Origin of the sequence: Stenotrophomonas sp. HMWF023 (assembly GCF_003060985.1) — a bacterium.
GTDB lineage: Bacteria > Pseudomonadota > Gammaproteobacteria > Xanthomonadales > Xanthomonadaceae > Stenotrophomonas > Stenotrophomonas lactitubi.
In genome coordinates this window covers 1-25,540 of sequence record NZ_QAIJ01000105.1, presented here as the reverse complement: position 1 = coordinate 25,540, position 25,540 = coordinate 1, and the positions used below count along the sequence as shown (strand labels likewise).

21 protein-coding genes and 2 tRNA genes are annotated in these 25,540 nt (G+C 64.8%); 19 read left to right on the top strand and 4 right to left on the bottom strand.

Translation table 11 applies throughout. The annotated features are described in order from the left end of the window. The 18 genes from nuoF to pnp all read left to right on the top strand — a co-directional run. Nucleotides 1–1,011: NADH-quinone oxidoreductase subunit NuoF (nuoF, locus tag DBR20_RS05705; protein ID WP_108265505.1), on the top strand; the 1,011-nt coding region annotated here is incomplete at its 5' end. Next, entirely contained in the window at nt 1,008–3,254 is a 2,247-nt protein-coding gene (nuoG, locus tag DBR20_RS05700; protein WP_108265504.1) for an NADH-quinone oxidoreductase subunit NuoG, read from the top strand. The genes nuoF and nuoG, both read left to right, overlap by 4 nt. Further along, entirely contained in the window at nt 3,251–4,345 is a 1,095-nt protein-coding gene (gene nuoH, locus DBR20_RS05695) for an NADH-quinone oxidoreductase subunit NuoH (protein ID WP_108265503.1), read from the top strand. The genes nuoG and nuoH overlap by 4 nt, the downstream gene beginning before the upstream one ends. 3 nt (nt 4,346–4,348) lie before the next feature. Next, entirely contained in the window at nt 4,349–4,837 is a 489-nt protein-coding gene (nuoI, locus tag DBR20_RS05690) for an NADH-quinone oxidoreductase subunit NuoI (protein WP_005417924.1), read from the top strand. 9 nt (nt 4,838–4,846) lie between these two features. Next, a complete protein-coding gene (locus DBR20_RS05685; RefSeq protein WP_089236296.1) occupies nt 4,847–5,506 on the top strand; it encodes an NADH-quinone oxidoreductase subunit J in 660 nt (219 codons plus the stop codon). Continuing rightward, nucleotides 5,503–5,808 (top strand): NADH-quinone oxidoreductase subunit NuoK, encoded by a 306-nt coding sequence (nuoK, locus tag DBR20_RS05680; protein ID WP_033831640.1) that lies wholly within the window; start codon nt 5,503–5,505, stop codon nt 5,806–5,808. The genes DBR20_RS05685 and nuoK overlap by 4 nt, the downstream gene beginning before the upstream one ends. A gap of 7 nt (nt 5,809–5,815) precedes the next feature. Then, on the top strand, nt 5,816–8,002 hold the full coding sequence (gene nuoL / locus DBR20_RS05675) for an NADH-quinone oxidoreductase subunit L (protein WP_100553093.1): 2,187 nt from the start codon (nt 5,816–5,818) through the stop codon (nt 8,000–8,002). A gap of 23 nt (nt 8,003–8,025) precedes the next feature. Next, a complete protein-coding gene (locus DBR20_RS05670) occupies nt 8,026–9,534 on the top strand; it encodes an NADH-quinone oxidoreductase subunit M (RefSeq protein WP_100460993.1) in 1,509 nt (502 codons plus the stop codon). Nucleotides 9,535–9,549: 15 nt separating this feature from the next. Beyond that, nucleotides 9,550–11,010 (top strand): NADH-quinone oxidoreductase subunit NuoN, encoded by a 1,461-nt coding sequence (gene nuoN, locus DBR20_RS05665; RefSeq protein WP_089236293.1) that lies wholly within the window; start codon nt 9,550–9,552, stop codon nt 11,008–11,010. A 128-nt stretch (nt 11,011–11,138) separates the two neighbouring features. Further along, nucleotides 11,139–11,215: transfer RNA gene (locus tag DBR20_RS05660), tRNA-Met, on the top strand. Nucleotides 11,216–11,299: 84 nt separating this feature from the next. Continuing rightward, nucleotides 11,300–11,376: transfer RNA gene (locus DBR20_RS05655), tRNA-Met, on the top strand. Nucleotides 11,377–11,776: 400 nt separating this feature from the next. After that, entirely contained in the window at nt 11,777–12,367 is a 591-nt protein-coding gene (gene rimP, locus DBR20_RS05650) for a ribosome maturation factor RimP (protein ID WP_089236292.1), read from the top strand. Nucleotides 12,368–12,371: 4 nt separating this feature from the next. Then, a complete protein-coding gene (gene nusA, locus DBR20_RS05645; protein ID WP_089236291.1) occupies nt 12,372–13,883 on the top strand; it encodes a transcription termination factor NusA in 1,512 nt (503 codons plus the stop codon). A gap of 92 nt (nt 13,884–13,975) precedes the next feature. Continuing rightward, nucleotides 13,976–16,618: a translation initiation factor IF-2 gene (gene infB, locus DBR20_RS05640; protein ID WP_108265502.1), complete on the top strand. Its 2,643-nt coding sequence runs from the start codon at nt 13,976–13,978 to the stop codon at nt 16,616–16,618. Nucleotides 16,619–16,717: 99 nt separating this feature from the next. Continuing rightward, nucleotides 16,718–17,101, top strand: coding sequence for a 30S ribosome-binding factor RbfA (gene rbfA / locus DBR20_RS05635; protein ID WP_089236289.1), 384 nt, complete (start codon nt 16,718–16,720; stop codon nt 17,099–17,101). A gap of 109 nt (nt 17,102–17,210) precedes the next feature. Then, nucleotides 17,211–18,119 carry a tRNA pseudouridine(55) synthase TruB gene (truB, locus tag DBR20_RS05630; RefSeq protein WP_108265501.1) on the top strand — a complete coding sequence of 303 codons (909 nt, stop codon included), beginning with the start codon at nt 17,211–17,213 and terminating at the stop codon, nt 18,117–18,119. A 178-nt stretch (nt 18,120–18,297) separates the two neighbouring features. Beyond that, nucleotides 18,298–18,558 carry a 30S ribosomal protein S15 gene (gene rpsO / locus DBR20_RS05625; RefSeq protein WP_005410445.1) on the top strand — a complete coding sequence of 87 codons (261 nt, stop codon included), beginning with the start codon at nt 18,298–18,300 and terminating at the stop codon, nt 18,556–18,558. Nucleotides 18,559–18,706: 148 nt separating this feature from the next. Next, a complete protein-coding gene (gene pnp, locus DBR20_RS05620) occupies nt 18,707–20,815 on the top strand; it encodes a polyribonucleotide nucleotidyltransferase (protein WP_100553090.1) in 2,109 nt (702 codons plus the stop codon). Between the two features lie 131 nt (nt 20,816–20,946). Here the strand turns inward: pnp and DBR20_RS05615 are convergent, their stop codons facing one another. Beyond that, nucleotides 20,947–22,101: an outer membrane protein assembly factor BamD gene (locus DBR20_RS05615; protein WP_258223219.1), complete on the bottom strand. Its 1,155-nt coding sequence runs from the start codon at nt 22,099–22,101 to the stop codon at nt 20,947–20,949. A gap of 58 nt (nt 22,102–22,159) precedes the next feature. On the opposite strand from DBR20_RS05615, the gene DBR20_RS05610 reads away from it, so the two are divergent. Beyond that, nucleotides 22,160–23,350, top strand: coding sequence for a glycoside hydrolase family 18 protein (locus tag DBR20_RS05610; RefSeq protein WP_108265499.1), 1,191 nt, complete (start codon nt 22,160–22,162; stop codon nt 23,348–23,350). Nucleotides 23,351–23,409: 59 nt separating this feature from the next. On the opposite strand, the gene DBR20_RS05605 is transcribed toward DBR20_RS05610, so the two are convergent. Genes DBR20_RS05605 through DBR20_RS05595 form a run of 3 tightly spaced genes read right to left on the bottom strand, consistent with a single transcriptional unit; the run spans nt 23,410 to nt 25,539 of the window. Continuing rightward, on the bottom strand, nt 23,410–24,969 hold the full coding sequence (locus tag DBR20_RS05605; RefSeq protein WP_108265498.1) for a PepSY-associated TM helix domain-containing protein: 1,560 nt from the start codon (nt 24,967–24,969) through the stop codon (nt 23,410–23,412). A 10-nt stretch (nt 24,970–24,979) separates the two neighbouring features. After that, the gene (locus tag DBR20_RS05600) at nt 24,980–25,243 is read right to left on the bottom strand and encodes a hypothetical protein (protein WP_108265497.1); all 264 of its coding nucleotides are present in this window, start codon (nt 25,241–25,243) and stop codon (nt 24,980–24,982) included. Next, entirely contained in the window at nt 25,243–25,539 is a 297-nt protein-coding gene (locus DBR20_RS05595; protein WP_025876254.1) for a hypothetical protein, read from the bottom strand. The genes DBR20_RS05600 and DBR20_RS05595 overlap by 1 nt, the downstream gene beginning before the upstream one ends. Between the last annotated feature and the right edge of the window lies 1 nt (nt 25,540).

The window sequence follows — 25,540 nt, the reverse complement described above, 5'->3', positions numbered from 1 at the left end:
CTGCGTTACAACCCGCATTCGGTGGTGGAAGGCATGGCGATCGCCTGCTACGCCACCGGTTCCACCGTGGGTTACAACTACCTGCGCGGTGAGTTCCATCACGAGCCGTTCGAGCACTTCGAACAGGCCCTGGCCGACGCCTATGCAAACGGCTGGCTGGGCAAGAACGTGATGGGCTCGGGCGTGGATATCGATATCTACGGCGCCCTCGGTGCCGGCGCCTACATCTGCGGTGAAGAAACCGCGCTGATGGAATCGCTGGAAGGCAAGAAGGGCCAGCCGCGCTACAAGCCGCCGTTCCCGGCCAACTTCGGTCTGTACGGCAAGCCGTCGACGATCAACAACACCGAAACCTATGGTTCGGTGCCGGCGATCATCCGCAATGGTCCCGAGTGGTTCAAGGGCCTGAGCCTGACCGCCAATGGCGGCCCGAAGTGCTTCTCGGTGTCCGGCTGCGTGCAGAAGGGCGGCAACTTCGAAGTGCCGCTCGGTACCACCTTCGACGACCTGCTGGAAATGGCTGGCGGCCTCAAGCCGGGCCGCAAGCTCAAGGGCGCGATCCCGGGCGGCGTGTCCATGCCGGTGCTGACCGCGGCCGAGCTGAAGGGCCTGCCGATGGACTACGACACCATCCGTGCGCTGGGCTCCGGCCTGGGTTCCGGTGCGGTCGTGGTGCTGGATGACAGCGTCTGCTGCGTCAAGTTCGCTTGCCGCATCAGCCAGTTCTTCCACAAGGAATCCTGTGGCCAGTGCACCCCGTGCCGCGAAGGTACCGGCTGGATGCATCGCGTGCTGGAGCGCATCGTTGCCGGCAAGGCCACGATGGAAGACCTGCACCAGTTGAAGACCGTGGCCGGTCAGATCGAAGGCCACACCATCTGTGCGTTCGGCGAAGCGGCGGCGTGGCCCATCCAGGGCTTCCTGCGCCAGTTCTGGGACGAATTCGAGTACTACATCGTCAACGGTCATTCGATGGTTGACGGCAAGAAGGTGGAGGCAGCCGCTGCATGAGCGCGCAACCCAATAATCCTGGAGTGACCCCCAGCGTGCCACCGGACCACGTCACCATCGAGATCGATGGCCGGTCGCTGGTCGTGCCCAAGGGTTCGATGATCATCCAGGCCGCCGACAAGGCGGGCATTTCGATTCCGCGCTTCTGCTACCACGAGAAGCTGCCGATCGCTGCCAACTGCCGCATGTGCCTGGTCGACGTGGAGAAGTCGCCGAAGCCGGCGCCGGCCTGCGCCACGCCGGTGATGGATGGCATGAAGGTCGCCACCCGCAGTGAGAAGGCGCTGAAGTTCCAGCGCTCGGTGATGGAGTTCCTGCTGATCAACCACCCGCTGGATTGCCCGATCTGCGATCAGGGCGGCGAGTGCGAGCTGCAGGACGTGTCGCTGGGTTACGGCCGTTCGGTCAGCCGCTTCAACGAGCGCAAGCGCGTGGTGGCTGACGAGGACATGGGGCCGCTGGTCGCCACCGAGATGACCCGCTGCATCCAGTGCACCCGCTGCGTCCGCTTCACCGCCGACGTCGCCGGTACCTACGAACTGGGTGGCATGTACCGCGGTGAAAACCTGCAGATCGGTACCTACGACGGCAAGCCGCTGACCACCGAGCTTTCGGGCAATGTGGTTGACGTATGCCCGGTCGGTGCGCTGACCAACAAGGTGTTCCAGTTCCGCGCCCGTCCGTGGGAACTGACTGCGCGCGAATCGCTGGGCTACCACGACGCGATGGGCTCGAACCTGTTCCTGCACGTGCGTCGCGGCGAAGTGCTGCGTACCGTGCCGCGCGACAACGAGTCGGTCAACGAGTGCTGGCTGTCCGATCGTGACCGTTATTCGCACCAGGGCCTGTACAGCGAAGACCGTGCGGTCAAGCCGCTGCGCAAGGTCAATGGCGAGTGGAAGGAAGTGAGCTGGGCTGAAGGCCTGGCCGCGGCCGCCGAGATCCTCAAGGCCAACCAGGGCGACAACCTGGGCGTGCTGGTGCACCCGTCGACCTCGAACGAAGAGGGCGCACTGCTGGCCCGCCTGGCCACGGGCCTGGGTTCAAGCAACATCGACCACCGCATCAACAACCGCGACTTCTCCGACGCCGCCACCGCCGAAGTGTTCGGCCTGCCGCTGGCCGAGATCGAAGGCGCGGACCGCATCGTCGTGCTCGGCAGCAACATCCGCCACGAGCTGCCGCTGCTGCACGCCCGCCTGCGCAAGGCGCAGACGACCAACGGCGCGAAGATCCACGTGGTCAACCCGGTCGACTTCGACTTCGCGTTCAGCGTTGCCGGCAAGCAGATCGTGGCTCCGTCGAAGCTCGCCGATGCGCTCGCCAACGCCGAGCTGCGTTCTGCAGTGCAGGGCGGTACCAACACCGTGCTGATCGTTGGTGGCATCGCCGAGAACCATCCGCAGGCTGCCGCGATCCGTGCCGCTGCGCGTGACTTCGCCGCCGCCACCGGTGCCAAGCTGTGCCGTATCCCGCAGGGCGCCAACGCGATCGGCCTGACCCGCGCCGGCGTGCTGCCGGCTGGCAAGGACGTCGCCGCGATGCTGGCCGATCCGCGCAAGGCCTACGTGGTCTACGGCCTGGAACCGGGCCTGGACTTCGCCGATGCTCCGGCTGCGCGCAAGGCGCTGCTCGGCGCACAGGTGGTGGCCTTCAGCCAGTTCGCCTGCGCCTCGACCCGCGACGTCGCCGACGTGATCCTGCCGATCGGTGCGGTGCCGGAAATCGATGCCACCCTGACCAACCTCGATGGTCGCGAGCAGTCGGCCCGCGCCGGCGGCAAGCTGCCGGGCGAGGCCCGCGAGGGCTGGCGCGTGCTGCGTGCGCTCGGCGGTGACCTGGCCGTGGCCGGTTTCGAGTTCGTCGACCTGGCCGGCCTGCGCGCCAGCCTGGCACCGGTGACCGTGCAGGTGTCCGCGTCGGCACAGCCGGTGCTGGCAGGCGAGGGCATGGAAGTGGCCTCGACCGCTGCGATCTACCGCACCGATGCGGTTGTCCGTCGCGCGGCGGCGCTGCAGTCGCATCCGCTCAACAACGCCCCGCGCATCGTGCTCAACGCTGACGATGCCGCCCGCCTGCAGCTGCAGGAAGGGCAGATGGCCAAGGTCGGCACCGATGCCGGCAAGGCCACCCTGCCGGTGGTGGTCGATGCCCGCGTCGCTGCGGGTTCGGTCTGGATTGAATCGGGCCACGGCGCAACCGCGCCGCTGGGTGCCGCTCGTGTTTCGGTGGTGGCTGCATGAACGAATTGCTGATTAACGCGGTCGATCCGCTGCACCAGTGGCTGCTTGGCCTCGGTGACATCGGCGCGCTGATCTGGATCATCCTGAAGATCCTGGTGATCACCGTTCCGGTGATCGTCTCGGTGGCCTTCTACGTGGTCTGGGAACGCAAGCTGATCGGCTGGATGCACGTCCGCCACGGCCCGATGTATGTGGGCATGGGCATCTTCCAGGCCTTCGCCGACGTCTTCAAGCTGCTGTTCAAGGAAGTCCTGCAGCCCAGCAGCGCCAACAAGGCGATCTTCCTGCTGGCGCCGCTGATCACCCTGGCCCCGGCCTTTGCGGCCTGGTCGGTGGTGCCGTTCGACAACCAGCTGGTGCTGTCCAACGCCAACGCCGGTCTGCTGTACCTGCTGGCGATGACCTCGCTGGGCATCTACGGCGTGATCCTGGCCGGTTGGGCATCCAACTCGAAGTACGCGTTCCTCGGCGCCATGCGCGCCTCGGCACAGATGATCAGCTACGAAATCGCGATGGGCTTTGCCCTGGTCGGCGTGATGATCGCTTCGGGCAGCCTCAACCTCAGCAACATCGTGATGGCCCAGGCTGGCAGCTCCGGCTTCTTCGACTGGTTCCTGATCCCGCTGTTCCCGCTGTTCATCGTGTACTGGGTGTCCGGCGTTGCCGAAACCAACCGCGCGCCGTTCGACGTGGTGGAAGGCGAGTCGGAAATCGTCGCCGGCCACATGGTCGAGTACTCCGGCGGTGCGTTCGCCCTGTTCTTCCTGGCCGAATACGCCAACATGATCCTGATCAGCTTCCTGATCTCGATCTTCTTCCTCGGCGGCTGGCTGAGCCCGATCCAGGGCTGGGTCAACCCGGGCGAGATCTCGCCGTTCATCGACTGGATCTGGAAGGGCGGCTGGCCGTGGCTGTTCGTCAAGGTCTTCTTCTTCGCCAGTGCCTACATCTGGTTCCGAGCAAGCTTCCCGCGCTTCCGCTATGACCAGATCATGCGCCTGGGCTGGAAGGTCTTCATCCCGCTGACCATTTTCTGGATCGCGGTTACCGCCGTCATGGTGTTCTTCGGCGTGATTCAAAAGGGCGTCTAAGTGATGAACAGGATTACCCATTACTTCAAGAGCCTGCTGCTGCTCGAACTGCTGGCCGGTCTCTGGCTGACGCTGAAGTACAGCTTCAAGCCGAAGTACACGATGATGTACCCGATGGAGAAGTTCCCGCAGTCGCCGCGCTTCCGTGGCCTGCACGCCCTGCGCCGTTATCCCAACGGTGAAGAGCGCTGCATCGCCTGCAAGCTGTGCGAAGCGGTGTGCCCGGCATTGGCCATCACCATCGATTCGGCCAAGCGCGAGGACGGCACCCGCCGTACCACGCGCTACGACATCGATCTGTTCAAGTGCATCTTCTGCGGCTTCTGTGAGGAAAGCTGCCCGGTGGACTCGATCGTCGAGACCCACATCCTCGAGTACCACTTCGAGAATCGTGGCGAAAACATCGTTACCAAGCCGCAGCTGCTGGCCCTGGGCGACCGTCTCGAATCCGAGATCGCCGAGCGTCGTGCCGCCGATGCCGCTTACCGCTGAGGTCGAGAGATGGATTGGGTAAATATCGCTTTCTGGGTCTTCGCCATCGCGGCAACGGTTTCGGCCGCTGCGGTGATCAGCGTGCGCAACCCCGTGCATGCTGTCCTGTGCCTGGTGCTGACCTTCTTCTCCATCGCCTGCGTGTGGCTGCTGGTCGGCGCCGAGTTCCTCGGCGTGGCACTGGTGCTGGTCTACGTTGGTGCGGTGATGGTGTTGTTCCTGTTCGTGGTGATGATGCTCGACATCGACCCGGACAAGCTGCGTGAGGGCTGGGTGCGCTACCTGCCGGTCGGCCTGATCGTGGCCGTGGCCATGCTGGTGCAGATGCTGATCCTGATCGGCGTGAAGGGCAGGACGGTCAACCCGTTCCCGGCCGACAACGCCGCCGCGCTCGCCGCCGACAGCTCCAACGTCACCTGGCTGGCACGCAGCCTGTTCACCGAGTACCTGCTGCCGTTCGAGTTCGCCGCCGTCATCCTGACCGTGGCCGTGGTCGCCGCGGTGATGCTGACCCTGCGCCGTCGTGAGGGCCTGAAGACGCAGAACCCGTCGCAGCAGACCATGGTCAAGGCACACGACCGCCTGCGCGTGGTCAAGATGGACGTCGAGCAGCCGCTGATCCACAGCAACACCAAGCCGGCCGCTGGCGACGAGGAGACCAAGGCATGATCACTCTGGGCCACATCCTGGCGCTGGGCGCGGTGCTGTTCTGCATCAGCCTCGCCGGCATCTTCCTCAACCGCAAGAACATCATCGTCCTGCTGATGTCCATCGAGTTGATGCTGCTGTCGGTCAACATCAATTTCGTCGGGTTCTCGCGGGAACTGGGGGACACGGCCGGCCAGCTGTTCGTGTTCTTCATCCTGACCGTGGCTGCTGCCGAGGCCGCCATCGGCCTGGCGATCCTGGTGACCCTGTTCCGTACACGCCGAACGATCAATGTCGGCGAAGTCGATTCGTTGAAGGGCTGATCCACAGATGGAAATCACTCTCTCCAAGAGTCTGTTGATCGCAGTGGTGCTTGCACCGCTGTTCGGCAGCATCATCGCCGGCCTGTTCGGTCGCCAGGTCAAGCGCTTCGGCGCGCAGACCATCACGATCCTCGGTGTCGCGGTTGCCTGCGGCCTGTCGATGCACACGCTCTACCAGCTGCTGTGGGGCGGGGCGCAGCCGTTCAACGAGAACCTGTACACGTTCTTCGAAGTCGGCCAGTACTCAGCTCATGTCGGCTTCATGGTCGACAAGCTGACCGCGATGATGATGGTGGTGGTGACCTTCGTGTCGCTGCTGGTCCATATCTACACGATCGGCTACATGCAGGACGATCCGGGTTACCAGCGGTTCTTCAGCTACATCTCGCTGTTCACCTTCTCGATGCTCACCCTGGTGATGAGCAACAACTTCCTGCAGCTGTTCTTCGGCTGGGAAGCGGTGGGCCTGGTGTCGTACCTGCTGATCGGCTTCTGGTTCAAGCGCCCGACCGCGATCTTCGCCAACATGAAGGCGTTCCTGGTCAACCGCGTCGGTGACTTCGGCTTCCTGCTGGGCATCGCCGGTGTGTTGTGGGTGTTCGGCACCCTGGATTACTCGCAGGTGTTCTCGCAGGCCGGCATGCTCGCCGATCCGCGCGCCCAGCTGCAGATCTGGGACGGCACCATGTTCGGCATGCAGCTGCTCAACGAGCCGGTGATCTGGTCGATCGCCACCGTCATCTGTATCGGCCTGTTCATCGGCGCCATGGGCAAGTCGGCGCAGGTTCCGCTGCACGTGTGGCTGCCTGACTCGATGGAAGGCCCAACCCCGATCTCGGCACTGATCCACGCCGCGACGATGGTGACCGCCGGTATCTTCATGGTCACCCGCATGTCGCCGTTGTTCGAGCTGTCGCAGACTGCGTTGAACTTCATCCTGTTCATCGGTGCCACCACTGCGTTCTTCACCGGCCTGATCGGCATCGTGCAGAACGACATCAAGCGCGTCGTCGCGTACTCCACGCTGTCGCAGCTGGGTTACATGACCGTCGCCCTGGGCGTGTCGGCGTACTCCGCTGCCGTGTTCCACCTGATGACCCACGCCTTCTTCAAGGCGCTGCTGTTCCTGGGTGCCGGCTCGGTCATCATCGCGATGCACCACGAGCAGGACATGCGCAAGATGGGCGGCCTGCGCAAGTACATGCCGATTACCTTCATCACCATGTGGATCGGCACCCTGGCCTTGGTCGGTACGCCGTTCTTCTCCGGCTTCTACTCGAAGGACACCATCATCGAGGCTGCCGAGATCCACGCCCACATGCAGAACAGCTGGGTGGCCACTTATGGCTACTGGGCGGTGCTGGGTGGCGTGCTGGTGACCAGCTTCTACAGCTTCCGTCTGCTGTTCCTGACCTTCCACGGCAAGGAACGCTTCCGCGACGCACATGACGCTCATGGCGACGGCCATGCAGATGGGCACGCCGGTCATGGTCATGACGACCACCATGCCGCCGACGCACACCATGCCGACGCGCATGACGACCACGGCCATGGCCACGGTCCGCATGAGCCGCATGAAACGCCGTGGGTGGTGACGCTGCCGCTGATCCTGCTGGCCATCCCGTCGATCGCCATCGGTTTCTTCAGCATCGGTCCGATGCTGCATGGCACCGACTGGGCCGGTCACCACGCCCATGCGGCGATCAAGGGCCAGGTCAACACGTTCTTCACCGGCATCGTCGATTTTTACGATCCGGCCAAGAACACCGTGGCCTTCCTGGGCGAGGAGTTCCATGGTCCGGTGGCGTTCGCGCTGCACGGCATGATGCTGCCGCCGTTCTGGCTGACCCTGGCAGGCTTCCTGCTGGCTGCGTTGTTCTACCTGTGGAAGCCGGACCTGTCGGGCAAGGCGCGCAAGACCTTCGCCCCGGTGGTGTCCGTGCTGGAAAACAAGTACGGCTTCGACAAGCTGTGGATCGATGGCCTCGCCGGTGGCAGCGTCAAGCTGGGCAAGGTCTCGCGCTGGATCGACAGCAACATCGTCGACGGCGTGGTCAATCTCTCGGCACGTGTTGTGGACGTCGCAGCCAGCGTGCTGCGCCGTACCCAATCCGGTTTCCTCTATCACTACGCCTTCGCGATGATCATCGGCCTGATTGCCCTCCTGGGCGTGCTGATGCATTACCTGCGTTGATGACCTGTACGGAATAAGAAGACGTGTCGAACTGGCCTCTACTCAGTGTCCTCATCTGGCTGCCGATCCTCGGCGGTGCCCTGATCCTTGCGATCCGTGATGCGCAGACCGCCCGCTGGGCGTCGCTGGGCGTCGCGGTGCTGACCTTCGTGGCGAGTCTCTCGCTGCTGGGCGGCTACAACCCGGGCATCGACGCGCTGCAGTTCGTCGAGACCCACGCCTGGATCCCGACCTACAACATCGGCTACAACCTGGGCGTGGACGGCATCGCCGTAGCGCTGATCCTGCTGACCACGCTGGTCAGCGTGCTCGCCCTGATCGGCGCCTGGAGCGCGATCGACAAGCGCGTGAACCAGTACGTGGCGGCCTTCCTGATCCTGGAAGGTGTCACCGTCGGTATCTTCTCGGCCACGGACGCGATGCTGTTCTACGTGTTCTTCGAGGCGATGCTGATTCCGATGTTCCTGATCATCGGTGTCTGGGGCGGCCCGCGCCGCATCTACGCCGCGCTGAAGTTCTTCCTGTACACCTTCCTCGGCTCGGTGCTGATGCTGGTGGCGCTGATCTACCTGTACATGAAGGGCGGCAGCTTCCAGCTGGCCGACCTCTATGCACTGCAGCTGTCGGGCAAGGAACAGACCTGGATCTTCTTCGCCTTCCTGATCGCGTTCGCGGTCAAGGTGCCGATGTTCCCGGTGCACACCTGGCTGCCGGACGCGCACGTGGAAGCGCCGACCGCCGGTTCGGTGATCCTGGCCGCCATCGCGCTGAAGATCGGTGGCTACGGCTTCCTGCGCTTCAACCTGCCGATCGTCCCCGATGCGTCGCAGGAGTGGGCATGGCTGGTCATCGCACTGTCGCTGATCGCGGTGATCTACGTCGGCCTGGTCGCCCTGGTGCAGGACGACATGAAGAAGCTGATCGCCTATTCGTCGATCGCGCACATGGGCTTCGTCACCCTGGGCACCTTCATTGCCCTGTGGCTGGTGCGTGAAGCCGGCAACGTCGATGCGGCCCGCTTGGGCCTGCAGGGCGCCATGGTGCAGATGATCTCGCACGGCTTCGTGTCCGGCGCGATGTTCTCCTGCGTCGGCGTGCTGTACGACCGCATGCACAGCCGCCGCATCGCCGATTACGGCGGCGTGGTCAACGTGATGCCCTGGTTCGCCACCTTCGCCATGCTGTTCTTCATGGCCAATGCGGGCCTGCCGGGTACCAGCGGTTTCGTCGGCGAGTTCATGGTCATCCTCGCGGCGTTCCAGCGGAACCCGTGGATCGCCCTGGGCGCAGCCACCACCCTGATCATCGGCGCGGCCTACACCCTGTGGCTGTACAAGCGCGTCTTCTTCGGCGAGGTGGCCAACAGCCACGTCGCCGAACTGAAGGACATCAACGGCCGCGAATGGCTGGTGCTGGGCGTGTTCGCCGTTGGCGTGCTGGCTCTGGGCATCTACCCCAAGCCGCTGACCGACCTGATGGAGCCCTCGATCGCAAAGCTGGCGATGCAGATCGCATCCAGCAAGTTGCTGTAATTCCAGGATTTGATGATGACCACCTCGCCGCTGCTGCCACTGACCGCCGCTGACCTGCCACCGCTCGCTCCCGAGCTGGTGCTGATCGGCAGCGCCTTCGCCCTGATGATCCTCGACCTGTTCGTCAGTGAACGGAACAAGATCGTCACCCACCTGTTCTCGGTCGCCGCACTGGCCGTGGTGCTGTTCATGCTGGCCACCGGCGTGGGCGGGCAGGGGGAGGTCTTCCATGGCATGTTCGTGCGCGATACCGCCGCGGACGTGATGAAGACCGGGATCGTGCTGCTCAGCGGCCTGACCCTGATCTACGGCTGGGGCTACCTGCGCGAGCGCAAGCTGTTCCAGGGTGAGATTCCGGTGCTGATCCTGTTCGGTACCGCCGGCATGATGATCCTGGTCTCCGCCGGCAGCCTGCTGATGGTGTACCTGGGCCTGGAACTGCTGGCCCTGTGCTCCTACGCGCTGGTCGCCAGCAACCGCGAAAGCGGCCTGGCCTCGGAAGCGGCGATGAAATACATCGTCCTCGGCTCGCTGGCTTCGGGCCTGCTGCTGTACGGCATGTCGCTGATCTACGGCGCCACCGGCAGCCTGCACCTGGATGCCATCCAGGCTGCCATCCCGCACTCGGAAGAGCGCGTACTGCTGATCACCGGCGCGGTGTTCATGATTGCCGGTGTTGCCTTCAAGCTGGGTGCCGCACCGTTCCACATGTGGCTGCCGGACGTGTACCAGGGTGCACCAGCACCGATCGCGCTGTTCATCAGCTCGGCACCGAAGCTGGCCGCCTTCGGCATGGCCTATCGCCTGTTGGAAATGGGCGTGGGCCCGCTGTCGACCGAACTGCAGCTGATGATTGCCGGCCTGGCCGCGTTGTCGCTGGTGATCGGCAACCTGATGGCCATCGCACAGAGCAACCTCAAGCGCATGCTGGCGTTCTCCACCGTGTCGCACATCGGCTTCCTGCTGATGGGCATCGCCGGTGGCGGTTCGCAGGGTTATGCGGCTGCGCTGTTCTACGCCCTGGCCTACGCGATCATGTCGACCGCAGCCTTCGGCGCGATCATCGCACTGTCGCGTGCCGGCTTCGAGGCCGAGAACATCGAGGACTTCAAGGGCCTGAACGCCCGCAACCCGTGGATGGCCGGCCTGGTGCTGTGCATCATGGCGTCGCTGGCAGGCATCCCGCCGTTCCTTGGTTTCTGGACCAAGCTGGCCGTGCTCGGCGCAGCCATCAACGGTGGCCTGTTGTGGCTGGCGATCCTGGGCGTGCTGTGCGCCGTGGTCGGCTGCTTCTACTACCTGCGCGTCATCAAGGTCATGTACTTCGATGAGCCGGTGGGCGAGGCCATGCCGCGCAGCAAGGACCGCGTGCTGGGTGTGGTGCTGGGCGTGAACGCACTGGCATTGCTGGCGCTGGGCCTGGCTTGGAACCCGATCATGGTCTGGTGCCAGCAGGCATTTGCGCATCTTGCATAAAAGTTGACACAAAGCTGCGCGATTCGTGTAATATACGCAGCTTGAGTTGTCACTGCAGCGGTTCAGCCAGAACATCGTTGCGGAGCGCCTCCCTCGCCAGAGTGGGGCAGCGGTTCAAACACTTCCGGTGCGGGGTGGAGCAGTCTGGCAGCTCGTCGGGCTCATAACCCGAAGGTCGCAGGTTCAAATCCTGCCCCCGCTACCAACACATCGAATCGGCGCCAACCAGTTCGATGAATGAGGAAAAGCTTGCAGGTTTTGAAGTTATCCCTCATAATTCCGCTTCTGATGCGGGGTGGAGCAGTCTGGCAGCTCGTCGGGCTCATAACCCGAAGGTCGCAGGTTCAAATCCTGCCCCCGCTACCAAGTAAAGAATGCGCCTTCGAAGCTCTGCTTCGAGGGCGTTTTTCTTTGCGGCTTCCGTCGATCCGCCGGGCGTGGCCCGGCGCTGCCATCGCGCGGTCACCCGGTAGCGCCGGGCCATGCCCGGCGAGCGCAGCGAAGGGTTTCAGGACGGCCGCAGCCTTGCACCAGAGCGGTGCAGGGGCTATCATCAGCGGCCTAGAAGTACCCCTGACGGCGGCGCTCCCCATCGGAGATCCACCCGGAAGGAGGGCCGCAGCACGCTTGTTCGGCGCGCTGCAACCGGAATCCAGTCACCGGAGTCTTTCCGGAAAAGGGGCCCAGCGGGCCCTTCGTCGTTTTCGGGGCGTCATGTTTCCATGCTGGCCAAGGCCGGCACCCAACCAAGAGATCAAGGCAGGCTGTGAGCGACAAGGCAACCGACATCGCGAATCTGCTCGCCCCGACCGTTGTGTCGCTGGGCCTGGAGCTGCTGGGCGTTGAGTATCTGCCGGCCCCCGGCGGTGCGACCCTTCGCCTTTACATCGACGTGCCGCTGGCGGAACAGCCCGAGCGCATCATCAATGTGGACGACTGTGAGCGGGTAAGCCGCGAAGTCTCTGCGCAGATGGACGTCGAGGACCCGATCAGCGGCAATTACACGCTGGAAGTGTCCTCGCCGGGCGTGGATCGCCCGCTGTTCAACCTGGAGCAGTTCGGTCGTCACCTCGGCGAATCGGCCAAGGTCACCCTGAAGCTGCCGCAGGAAAACCGCCGTCGCCTGCAGGGTCGCATCGATGCGATCGACGAGGCGCAGGGCAGCATCACCTTCATCGTCGACAACACCGCACTGGTGGTGTCGGCCGACAACATCGACAAGGCGCGGATCATGCCTGACTGGGTGGCGCTGGGGCTGGCCCCGAGCAAGCCGACCGGTCCGGCACCGAAGCGTCCGAAGCCGAACAAGAATTCTTCTTCCAACGAGCCGGCGGCAAAGAAGCCGCGCGCGGAGTGAGCCAATGAGCAAGGAACTGTTGCTGGTAGTGGACGCGGTCGCCAACGAGAAGGGCGTGCCGCGTGAAGTAATCTTCGATGCCATCGAGGCCGCGCTGGCCTCGGCAGCGAAGAAGCGCTATCCCGACGAGGAAGTGCTGACCCGCGTGGTCATCGACCACAAGGATGGCAACTACGAAACCTACCGCCGCTGGGAAGTGGTGGCCGATGACGTAGTGATGGAATCGCCGGATCGCCAGATCCGCCTGATGGACGCGATCGACGAAGCCGAAGGCGTGGACGTCGGCGATTACATCGAAGAGCAGATCGAGAACCCGGACTTCGGTCGCATCGCCGCCCAGGCCGCCAAGCAGGTGATCGTGCAGCGCGTGCGCGAAGCCGAGCGCCAGCAGGTTGTCGATGCGTGGGCCGACCGTGTGGGCGAGCTGATCACCGGTGTGGTCAAGCGCGCCGAGCGCGGCAACATCTATGTCGACCTTGGCGGCAACGCCGAGGGTTTCATTCCGAAGGACAAGGGCATTCCGCGTGACGTCCTGCGTGCCGGCGACCGCGTCCGCGGTTACCTGGCCGAAGTGCGTTCGGAGCCGCGTGGCCCGCAGCTGTTCATCAGCCGCGCCGCACCGGAATTCATGATCGAGCTGTTCAAGCTGGAAGTGCCGGAAGTCGGTCAGGGCCTGGTGGAAATCAAGGCCTGTGCCCGCGATCCGGGCGACCGCGCCAAGATCGCCGTGCTCGCCCACGACCAGCGCACCGATCCGATCGGCGCCTGCATCGGCATGCGTGGTTCGCGCGTGCAGGCCGTGTCCAACGAGCTCAATGGCGAGCGCGTGGACATCGTCCTGTGGAACGAGAACCCGGCCAACTTCGTCATCAATGCGATGGCGCCGGCCGAAGTGCAGTCGATCATCGTCGATGAAGACAAGCATTCGATGGACCTGGCCGTTGCTGAAGACCGCCTGGCCCAGGCGATCGGCAAGGGCGGCCAGAACGTGCGCCTGGCCAGCCGCCTGACCGGCTGGCAGCTCAACGTGATGACCCAGGACCAGGTGACCGCCAAGTCGGAAGCCGAGCAGGCTTCGGCCCGCCAGCTGTTCATGGACAAGCTGGAAGTGGACGAGGAAATCGCTGGCATCCTGGTCAGCGAAGGCTTCGGCACGGTCGAGGAAATTGCATATGTACCGGTCGGCGAACTGCTGGCCGTGGAAGGTTTCGACGAAGACATCGTCGAAGAGCTGCGCGCACGTGCCCGCGATGCGCTGCTCAATGAGGCCCTGGCAGTCGAGGAAGGCCTGGAGGACGGCCAGCCGGCACAGGACCTGCTGTCCCTGAAGGGCATGGACGAAGCCACCGCATATGCGTTGGCCGGCCACGGCGTGCGTACCAGCGAGGACTTGTCCGACCTGGCCGCCGACGAGGTCATGGACTTCGGCATTGAAGGGCTGGACCAGGAGCGCGCCGCGGCGCTGATCCTGGCCGCGCGTGCCGAGGAAATCGCCCGACTGGAACGCGGCGAATGAGCCGGCAATGAACAGGGCCCTGAGCCGATCAGGGCGTAGAATCCGCGCCACCTCCAGATGCGGGGGGGCGCCCACAAGATCATAGGATCCGAATGTCGCAGCAAACCACCATCCGCAAGCTTGCTGAACTGGTCAATACACCGGTCGAAAAACTGCTGGAACAGCTGGCTGGTGCCGGCATGAAGTTCAGCGGTCCCGACCAGGTCGTGACCAGCTCCGAGAAAGTGAAGCTCCTGGGCTTCCTTCGTCGCTCGCACGGCAAGCCCGAGCAGGCCCCGGAAGAGACTGATCAGTCTGCCAAGAAGATCACCCTCAACCGTCGCAAGCAACAGGAAGTGACGGTCAGTTCCGGTCGCAGCAAGACAACCGTGAACGTGGAAGTGCGCCAGAAGCGCACCTACGTCAAGGATGGTGCGCGTGCGATGACCCCGGACGAAGAGCGTGCCGACATCCTGCGCAAGCTGGAAGAGTCGCGCGCACGCAACCTTGCCGAGCAGCAGGCCCTGGCCGAGAAGGACCGCCTGCGTGACGAGGCCATCGTCCGTGCACGCGAGGAAGAGGTCGCTGCCAAGGAGCGTGCCGAGGCCGAGAAGAAGGCGGCCGAGGAAGCTGCGGTTGCCGCCAAGGCTGCCGAGGCCCTGGCTGCCAGCAAGCCCAAGGTGCGTGCTCCGATCGACGAAACCGCGCCGCGCCCGCCGCGCGCTCCGGCCGCAGCCCCGGCTGCTCCGCGTAGTGCAGCACCGCCGCGCAGCGACGACCGCAACAACCGCAACGCGCCGCGCAACGAGCGTGGACCGGGTGACCGCTTTGCCGGTCAGATGCACCTGTCCGCCGCCGATCGTGCGCGCCGTGGCAACAGCAACAACAGCAACAACCGTGGTCGCCCGGGCAGCCGTCCGACGTCCGGCCGTCGCGACATGTCGCGCGGCGGTGGCAACTCCGGCCCGCACGCCTTCGAGCGTCCGACCGCACCGGTCGTGCGTGAAGTGGCGATCGGCGACACCATCACCGTGGCCGACCTGGCGCAGAAGCTCGCGCTGAAGGGCGGCGAGGTGGTGAAGGCGCTGTTCAAGATGGGCGTGATGGCCACCATCACCCAGTCCATCGACCACGACACCGCGGCACTGGTCACCGAAGAGCTGGGCCACAAGGCGATCCGCGCCAGCGACAACGACGCCGAAGACGCGCTGTTGGCATCGGCGGGTGAGAACAAGGGCGAGGTCGTGCAGCGTCCGCCGGTGGTCACCATCATGGGCCACGTCGACCACGGCAAGACCTCGCTGCTGGATTACATCCGTCGCACCAAGGTCGCCACCGGCGAAGCCGGCGGCATCACCCAGCACATCGGTGCGTACCACGTTGAAACGCCGAAGGGCGTCATCAGCTTCCTGGATACCCCGGGCCACGCCGCGTTCACCTCGATGCGTGCCCGCGGTGCCAAGCTGACCGACATCGTGGTGCTGGTCGTGGCCGCCGATGACGGCGTCATGCCGCAGACCAAGGAAGCGATCCAGCACGCCCGTTCGGCGGGTGTGCCGCTGATCGTGGCGATCAACAAGATCGACAAGTCCGGTGCCGACCCGATGCGGGTCAAGAACGAGCTGCTCTCCGAGCAGGTCGTGGCCGAAGACTTCGGTGGCGACACCCAGATGGTGGAGATCTCGGCCAAGACCGGTCTAGGCATCGACGACCTTCTGGAAGCTGTCTCGGTCCAAGCTGAACTGCTGGAACTGAAGGCGGTCGACGAGGGTCGTGCCAACGGCGTGGTCATCGAATCGTCGCTGGACAAGGGCCGTGGCCCGATCGCGACGGTGCTGGTGCAGCAGGGCCGCCTGAAGAAGGGCGATTACCTGGTGTGCGGTATCCAGTACGGCCGTGTGCGTGCGCTGTTCGACGAAACCGGCAAGCAGCCGGAGTTCGCTGGTCCGTCCATCCCGGTGCAGGTCCTGGGCCTGTCCGGCGTGCCGGAAGCCGGTGACGACTTCGTCGTCGTCGACGACGAGCGTCTGGCCAAGGACGTTGCCCAGCAGCGTGAGACCAAGCGCCGTGAATCGCGCCTGGTCGCCACCGCTGGCAGCCGCATGGAAGACATCATGGCGACCCTGGGCAAGGGCGAGGGCCAGCAGGTCCTCAACCTGGTCATCAAGGCCGACGTGCAGGGTTCGGTGCAGGCGTTGAGCCAGGCCCTGGTGGCGCTGTCCAACGACGACATCCGCATCAACGTGATCCACTCCGGCGTGGGCGGCATCACCGAGTCGGACGCCAATTCGGCCGCCGCTTCGAAGGCCACCGTCATCGGCTTCAACGTGCGTGCGGATGCTTCGGCCCGTCGCATCATCGAATCCAACGGCGTGGACCTGCGTTACTTCTCGATCATCTATGACGTGATCGATCAGGTGAAGCAGGTGGCCTCCGGTCTGCTGGGCGTGGAGATCCGCGAAGAGATCATCGGTATCGCCGAGGTCCGCGACGTCTTCCGCAGCTCCAAGCTGGGTGCCGTCGCCGGCAGCATGGTCATCGAGGGTGTGGTCAAGCGCAACAAGCCGATCCGCGTCCTGCGCGACAGCGTGGTGATCTTCGAAGGCGAGCTGGAATCGCTGCGCCGCTTCAAGGAAAACGTCGAGGAAGTCCGCAACGGTACCGAGTGTGGTATCGCGGTCAAGGCCTACAACGACGTCAAGCCGGGTGACCAGATCGAGTGCTTCGAGCGTATCGAAGTGCCGCGCACCCTGTAATGCTGCAACGGACCGGCCCTCACGGGCCGGTCTCGTTTCATCCCGTAAACTGTAGTGCCTGGCCTCGGTCGGGCCACAATCGAATCAAGAGCCTGCCGCGTGCCCAAGACTTTCCATCGAACCGACCGTGTCTCCGCCCAGCTGCGCCGTGAACTCGGCACCCTGGTGCACAACGCCGTGCGCGAGCACGGGTTGCCCTCGGTGAGCGTGTCCGACGTGGAAATCACCCGCGACATGGCCCACGCCAAGGTGTTCGTCACCGCGCTGATGCCGGAACGTTCGGTTGAAGCCATGAAGGGCCTGAAGGAACTGGCCTGGGGCCTGCGCATGGAGCTGGCGCGCGCGATGAAGCTGCGGCATGTGCCGGAGCTGCATTTCCATTACGACGACTCGGTCGATCGTGGCGAGCGCATCGACAACCTGCTGCGCGACCTGCCCGATACCGTGGCCGCCGAAAAGCGTCGCGAAGGCGACGAAGAATAACCGCGCGACGCCGGGCATGCCCGGCGTTGTTGCATTCCGGCTGCGCGATGTCTGATGCAGACCGCGCTGCGCGCTCGCCGGGCATGGCCCGGCGCTACCCGTATCTGTCATGACCCGAATTCAGTTCCGCCGCCTGGATGGCATCCTGCTGCTCGACAAGCCGACCGGCATGAGCTCCAACGCCGCGCTGCAGGTCGCCCGTCGCCTGTTCCGTGCGGAGAAGGGCGGCCACACCGGCAGCCTTGACCCGCTGGCCACCGGCCTGTTGCCGTTGTGCTTTGGCGAAGCCACCAAGATCGCCGGCCTGCTGCTGGGCTCGGCCAAGGCCTACGACGCCGAGATCGTGCTGGGCCAGACCACCGATACCGATGATGCCGAGGGCCAGGTGCTGCTCGAGCGTCCGGTGCCTGCAATCAGCCCCGAGACCCTGCAGGCGGCGATCGCGCCGCTGCTGGGCGATATCCTGCAGCGTGCGCCGATCTATTCCGCGCTCAAGCAGGGCGGGGAACCGCTTTATGTGAAGGCCCGACGTGGCGACGCCATCGAAGCGCCCGAGCGCCAGGTCAAGGTCCACGCCATCGAGATACTGGAGCAGCAGCCCGAGCGGCTGCGGCTGCGGGTCACCTGCGGCTCGGGCACCTATATCCGCAGTCTGGCCCGTGACCTTGGTGAAACGCTGGGCTGCGGGGCGCACATCAGTGCCCTGCGTCGTCTGTGGGTGGAGCCGTTCCACGAACCGGCGATGGTCACCCTGGAGCAGCTGAGGGCCCTGGTGGAAGCGCAGGACGAGACCGCCATGGACGCGCTGCTGCTGCCGCTGGTGGCGGGCCTGTCCGAGTATCCACGGGTCGATCTGGACGCCGAGCAGGTCCAGCGCTTCTGCGTGGGCCAGCGCCAGCGTGACCCTTCCTGGCCGCGCGGCCTGGTGGTCGTGTTCGGTCCTGAATCGGCGGTGCAGGGCCTTGGCCAGGTCGATGATGGCGGTTTGCTGGCCCCGCAACGCCGCTTCAACCTCTGAACGGGAGGCCCGGTTCAGCCCCGGACCTTGTTCCAAAGCCCCCTGGCCGTTACAATTCCGCGGCCGTTTTACGGCAGCCTGCCGAAGGCGGGTTTCATCCATTTGTTGGTTCACGGCGAGCCAGGCGGTGCGCGAAAGCGCGTTCCTGCCGGCCACGCATCACAGAGAAAAAAAAGACATGTCGATCGACACCCAGAAGGTCATTGAAGACAACAAGCGCAGCTCGGCTGACACCGGCTCCCCGGAAGTCCAGGTTGCACTGCTGACCGCCCGCATCGAGCTGCTGACCGGCCACTTCAAGACCCACAAGAAGGATCACCACAGCCGCCGTGGTCTGCTGCAGATGGTCAACCGCCGCCGCAGCCTGCTCGACTACCTGAAGAAGAAGGACGTCGAGCGTTACAAGGCCCTGATCGAGAAGCTTGGCCTGCGTCGCTAAGCAACGAATCCCCCGCGGCGCAGCGATGCGCCGCGGTTTTGTTTTGTAGCACCGCAATACCTTTTTCAGATCGGAACGACCGGTCATCCGTTGGCGGCAAGGGTCGCCCTCGGTCCATTCGCAGACAGCATCCCCAAGGACACCCTCCGTGGCAAAAATCACCAAAACCTTCCAGTACGGCAAGCACACCGTCACGCTTGAGACCGGCGAAATCGCCCGCCAGGCCGGTGGCGCCGTCATCGTCAAGTTCGACGACACCGTGCTGCTGGTCTCCGCCGTTGCCGCCAAGAGCGCGCGTGAGGGCCAGGACTTCTTCCCCCTGACCTGTGACTACCAGGAGAAGTTCTACGCCGGTGGCCGTATCCCGGGTGGCTTCTTCAAGCGCGAAGGCCGCGCGACCGAGAAGGAAACCCTGATCTCGCGTCTGATCGATCGTCCGATCCGTCCGCTGTTCCCGGAAGACTACAAGAACGAAGTCCAGATCATCGCCACGGTGATGTCGCTGAACCCGGACATCGATGGTGACATCGCTGCCCTGATCGGTGCCTCGGCTGCGCTGTCGCTGGCCGGCACCCCGTTCAAGGGTCCGATCGCCGCCGCCAAGGTGGGTTACAAGAACGGTGAGTACATCCTCAACCCGACCGTGACCGAACTGAAGGATTCGGAGCTGGAGCTGGTCGTTGCCGGTACCGCCAATGCTGTGCTGATGGTGGAATCCGAAGCCGCGCTGCTGTCCGAAGACGTGATGCTGGGCGCCGTGACCTTCGGTCACCGCGAAATGCAGAAGGTCATCAACGCGATCAACGAGCTGACCGTGGAAGCCGGCACCAAGCCGTCGACCTGGGTCGCCCCGGCCAAGAACGACGTGCTGATCAGCGCCCTGCAGGAATCCATCGGCCCGCGTCTGGGCGAAGCCTTCCAGGTGCGCGACAAGCTGCAGCGCCGCGACGCCATCTCGGCGATCAAGAAGGACGTGGTCGAGTCGCTGGCTGGCCGCGTGGCCGCTGAAGGCTGGAACCCGGCCGAGCTGTCGAAGGAATTCGGCGAGCTGGAATACAGCACCATGCGCAACTCGGTGCTGGACACCAAGGTCCGCATCGACGGCCGTGCGCTGGACACCGTCCGCCCGATCGCAGTGAAGACCGGCATCCTGCCGCGTACCCATGGTTCCTCGCTGTTCACCCGCGGCGAAACGCAGGCCATCGTGACCATCACCCTGGGCACCGCCCGTGATGGCCAGGTCATCGATGCCGTCTCCGGTGAGTACAAAGAGAACTTCCTGTTCCATTACAACTTCCCCCCCTACTCGGTGGGTGAGACCGGCCGCATGATGGGCCCGAAGCGTCGCGAGATCGGCCACGGCCGTCTGGCCAAGCGCGGCGTGCTGGCAGTGATGCCGTCGCTGGAATCCTTCCCGTACACCATCCGTGTCGTGTCGGAAATCACCGAATCCAACGGCTCCTCGTCGATGGCATCGGTCTGCGGCTCGTCGCTGGCCCTGATGGACGCCGGCGTGCCGGTGAAGGCACCGGTTGCCGGTATCGCCATGGGTCTGGTCAAGGAAGGCGATCGCTTCGTCGTCCTGTCCGACATCCTGGGTGACGAAGATCACCTGGGTGACATGGACTTCAAGGTTGCCGGTACCGCTGAGGGCATCTCCGCCCTGCAGATGGACATCAAGATCGAAGGCATCACCGAAGAGATCATGAAGCAGGCTCTGCAGCAGGCCAAGGCTGGCCGTCTGCACATCCTGGGCGAAATGGCCCACGGCCTGACCGCTCCGCGCGAAGAGCTGTCGGACTACGCGCCGCGTCTGCTGACCATCAAGATCCACCCGGACAAGATCCGCGAAGTGATCGGCAAGGGTGGTTCGACCATCCAGGCCATCACCAAGGAAACCGGCACCCAGATCGACATCCAGGATGACGGCACCATCGTCATCGCTTCGGTCAATGCCATCGCTGCGCAGGCTGCCAAGGCCCGCATCGAGCAGATCACCTCGGACGTCGAGCCGGGCCGCATCTACGAAGGCAAGGTCGCCAAGATCATGGACTTCGGTGCGTTCGTCACCATCCTGCCGGGCAAGGACGGCCTGGTGCACGTGTCGCAGATCTCCAGCGACCGCGTCGAGAAGGTCGGCGACGTGCTGAAGGAAGGCGATGTGGTCAAGGTCAAGGTGCTGGAAGTCGACAAGCAGGGCCGTATCCGCCTGTCGATGAAGGCCGTCGAGGAAGGCGAAGGCGCCACCGCCGAGTAATCGACGGTACGTGTCAACCTTGGTTGACACCCCTCGATGCCGGTAGGTGTCAACCTTGGTTGACACGCCGAAATGAAAAAGCGGGCTTCGGCCCGCTTTTTCTTTGCCTGCAACACCCGCCAGGCGTGGTACTACGGCGACGGTTCCTCTGCATCTTCCTGCCCCAGCCACCACACCTGGCCGGGCTCCGGATCCGGAAGTGGATGCTCGCGCTGTTCAATCGCCTCCAGCACGCGCCCCCTGCCGGCTGCCGTCCATACCGCCATCAGCTTCTCCACTGCGGCCCGGCCCTGTGCGGCGATACCGAGGTTGCGTTCGCTTTCCCAGCGATCGTCATCATCACGGGTATCGTCATCGCCATGGTCGTCATTGTGCTGGTGCGGCGCGCCATAGCTGCAGCGCAGGCACAGGTGCCGCACCGACTGGGTCCAGTCCTCGACCAGGCCGATGCCCGGCAAAGTCAGCGCACGCAGCGCGGCAATGTCCTCCGGCCCGTCGCACCGCACGAACACGGCATGGGTTGCCATGCCCGATTGCTGCAGACGCTGCATGGCGTTGAACACCGGTACCTGACGCTCACCATGGCTGCGATGCCCGGTAGATGCGCCGTCATGCAGCACGATGTCGCCGAAGCGGAACCCGCTCTCAGGCAGCGGTACGTTCTCCACTCGTGCACGCACCGGATCCAATCGGCGCATGTACACGGTCTCGCCGCTGGACCATGGATTCAAGCGTACACAGGCAACGCCGAAATTGCCGTCGATTGGGCCTTCGCCCTCTGGCAGTGTGATGCCGCAACGGGTCCATTGCTGGCGCGCCTCGGCCCAATCACCGGCGCCGGTGGCGGCAATGCCGGCATTCCATGCGGTGGCCTCGTCGAATGCATCGCGCAGCTGTTCCGAGCGCAGGTTGTCCTGCAGCGATGCCGGCCAGTCGCGCAGGTACTTGTGCGCCAACCCGCGCATGTAGTGCAGATTGGGCAGTTCGGGGGTGAGTTCGATCAGCTCGCCGAACAGGGTGGTGGCTTCCGCCAGGTCGCCAGCATCGAACGCCGCATAGGCACGCGCTTCCATTGCCTGCAGCTTTTCGAGGGTTTCGTCGTCCAGCAGTTCGTCGTCTGCGTCGTGGTCTGCGGTCATGTCCGTGTGCCATTGAAGATCCAGCGCCACCTTAGCCCAGGCAGGTCGCGTGTTGTCCTGCAGCGAAGTGCTTTCGACGTTGCGCAGCCACGACCGTGTCAGCGTCCAGTCGCCGGCTATTGTCCAGCGGACGACTTGCACGGACATCCGCACCCTGGAGCGATCTGTTTGCTAACGTGGCTGCGCCTTCGACCCGGGAGTTTCCATGTTCCGCCAGACCTTGGCCGTACTTGCAGTGCTGATCGCCGGTACCCTGCCCATTGCCGCGCAGGCGCAACCCGCGCAAACGCCGATCTTCGGTGCTTACTACCCCGGTGGTTCGGCCGAGCGCTATCCGGTATCGAGCATCCCGGCCGAACGACTCACCCATCTGTTCTATGCGTTCTCCACCATTGAGGACGGACGCTGTGCGATCGGTGCCGAGGCGCCGGCCAACTTTGCCGCATTGGCCGAGCTCAAGCGCAGGCATCCGCACCTGCGCACGTTGATTTCGATCGGTGGCTGGGGCGCGGGCGGATTCTCCGACGCTGCCCTGACCGAGGCCAGCCGCAGGCGCTTGGTCGACTCGTGCATGGCGTTGTTCTTCGAGCGTCATGCCGGCAGCTTCGATGGCGTGGACATCGACTGGGAGTTCCCGGTCAGCGGTGGCCCGAAGGAGCTGGCGCACCGGCCACAGGACCGCGCCAACCTGACCAAGCTCGCGCAGGCCTTCCGCGTGGCGCTGGATGCGCGTGGCAGAAAGTCGGGGCAGCCGATGCTGCTGACCGCGGCGCTGGCGGCAGGTCGCCTGCAGACCGACGGTCCGTACGATCCCGCCGCCAGCTACGATCTGCCGGCGCTGGCCAAGGTGTTCGATTTCATCAACCTGATGAGCTACGACATGGGCACCGGCTTCTCCTCGGTGTCGACCTTCAATGCACCGCTGCAGGAGGTGCCTGCCGATCCGCTTGCGCCGGAACTGCGGCGCTGGAACAACGTCGCCGGTGCCGTGCAGTACTACCGCGAGCACGGTGTGCCGGCGAGCAAGCTGGTGCTGGGCGTGCCGTTCTACGGGCGCGGTTTCAAGGTCACCGGTGAGTCGGCAGATGGCCTGTACCAGGCCTACAGCGCTCCGGCCGATGCCGGTGACTGGCGCGTGATCAAGGCACGCTATCTCGACCAGCCGGGCTGGAACAAACACTGGCAGCCGCAGGCGCAGAGCCCGTGGTTGTACAACCCGACCGAGAAGATTTTCATCAGCTATGAAGACCCGCGTTCGATCGGCCTGCGGGCGCAGTTCGCGCGCGAGCAGAGCCTGGCTGGTGTCTTCATGTGGGAGCTGACCGGTGACGACGAGCAGGCCAGCCTGCTCAACGCCATGCTGGCCCCGTGGCAGAAGGCCCGCGTCGGCGACTGAGCGTGCTGTCAGCGCCGGGCAAGGACCGGCGCTGCAATCCGATCATCGATGGCGGGTGGTCAGTTTGCCCACACGCTGTTGGGGTCACCGTTGCGGGCCCGCCGCTGGCTGGCATATGCCAGGCGGGCAAAGCCAAAGGCCATCGCCAGTGCCATCGCATCGATCCAGAACAACGGCCAGTGGCCGCGTGCGGCGGCCAACCACAGCCAGTCACCGTTGAGGGCGCCGTGCGCCACCGGCACCAGCGCGGTGCTGATCGCCGCGGCCCACAGCAGCTCGCGTGCCGCCTGTGCCGGGCGGCGCAGGGCTGCCCACAGCGCACACGCGGCCCAGGTCACGAAGCAGGCCCAGCGGATGCCGTGGTCGACCTGGGCAGGCGCTACCCGCTCCAGCACCAGCGCAGTCACGAAGGCCACCGAGATCGCCACGCACAGGCCGATGCAGACACCCACCGTGGCCCGCGCCATGTTGACGGCCGCGCGTGACTGCTGCGGCTGACGGCGCTTGCGGCGCGACTCGATCCACAGCAGGTTGCCCGAATAGAACAGGAAGGCGCCGCCGAGGCCGAGCAGGAAGTACAGCCAGACCACCACGCCATTGCCGAATTCGCCGAAGTGCAGGGCATAGGCGGCACTGAGCGTGGCGTGGTTGGCATCGCGTTGGCCAGGCAGCTGGCTGGCCAGCACGCGGCCGCTTTCGACATCCAGCGCGACAGCACCGAGCGGGCCAAGCGTGCCGCTGGCCTCGCCGGTGATCTCGATGGTCGCGTTGGCATCACCGCCATTGGCCAGTTTCAGGTAGGCCGGTTCAAAGTTGGCCACACCTTGCGCGCGCGCCACTTCCAGCGCCCGTGCGTGCAGTTCGCGCAGGCTGCCCGGTGCAGCCGGGATGCCACTGGCTTCGCGCAGCGGCGCGGTATCCATCGCCGTCGGTACCGCCTGCAGCGCCTTGCCGTCGTAGATCAGGGGATTGAGCACGGCCATCTGCATGAACACCAGGCAGAGCAGGGCGCCGGTCACCGCGAACATCAGATGGAACGGCAGGCTGAGCACGCCGATCACGTTGTGCGCGTCCTGCCATTGCTGCTTGAGATTGCGGCCAGGGCGCAGCGCGAACAGATCGCCCAGCAGCTTGGGCAGGTGGATCACCAGGCCGCTGAGCAGGGCCATGCCATACAGCAGGCTGACGATGCCCATCACGTAGATGCCGGCCACCGGCAGGCCGAGGCTGTAATGCAGTTCGTTGACCAGTTCGGCCAGCCCGGTCTGCGGTGGCGTCGGGCTGCCGCCGGTCTGTCCCGGCCATGCATAGCGCCAGCTGCCGTCCTCGGCCTGCCAGTAGGCCAGCGGCTGCGGATGATCGGCGCCCGGGAAGGTCATGCCGACGTGGCGACGCGCTTCGGCGTGCGTGGCCAGCACGTCGTCGAGCAGGTACTGCGCATCATCCAGGCCAGCCGGCAGCGCGGTTGCCGCACCAGGCGTCTGCCAAAGCGGGAGGTCGTGGTGGAACAGGGTCAGCGCGCCGGCATAGAACGCCACGAACAGCCCGAAGCCGGCGACCAGGCCAACCCAGGTGTGCAGGGTGGTGAACGTGCGCAGGGTCTGTGAACTGAATTTCATGCGGTCGATCTCATTGCACCGCGCCGGTCAGGCGCAGCAGGCCGAGTACGGCGAAGCCAAGGGCCGCGCAACCGGCCAGGGTCAGCCAGGCGCGCAGCGGGCTGCGGAAACTGAAGGCCCACAGCGCGGCCAGCATCCACAACGGGACGAACGCGATCAGGCTCGGCACCAGGGCCTTCTGCCAGGGGCCCGGCGGCAGCCATGCGACCAGGCCGGTCGCCGCAGCGGCAAGGAAGAAGCCGGCGAAGATGCCGGCCAGTGCGCGCGCCCACATCAGCGCGGCTCCACATCGGGACGGTGCCACGCGGCCAGCGCGGGCAGCAGCATGGCGGCCAGCATCCAGGTGCACAGCATCGCCACCAGGCCGGCGGCAAAGCCCAGTTCGGCCATCCACAGCCACAGCGCGGCCACGGCAGCGACCAGGCCGATCTGCCGGCCCAGGCGCCCGGCACGGCGCAGGCGTGGCCAACGGCAGTGCGGGGAGGCGGCATAGAAGGCCAGCGCGGAGAACATCGCCGACAGCATGCCGAGGCTGCAGAAGCCAAGGGTCGACAGGCCGACGGTGATCATT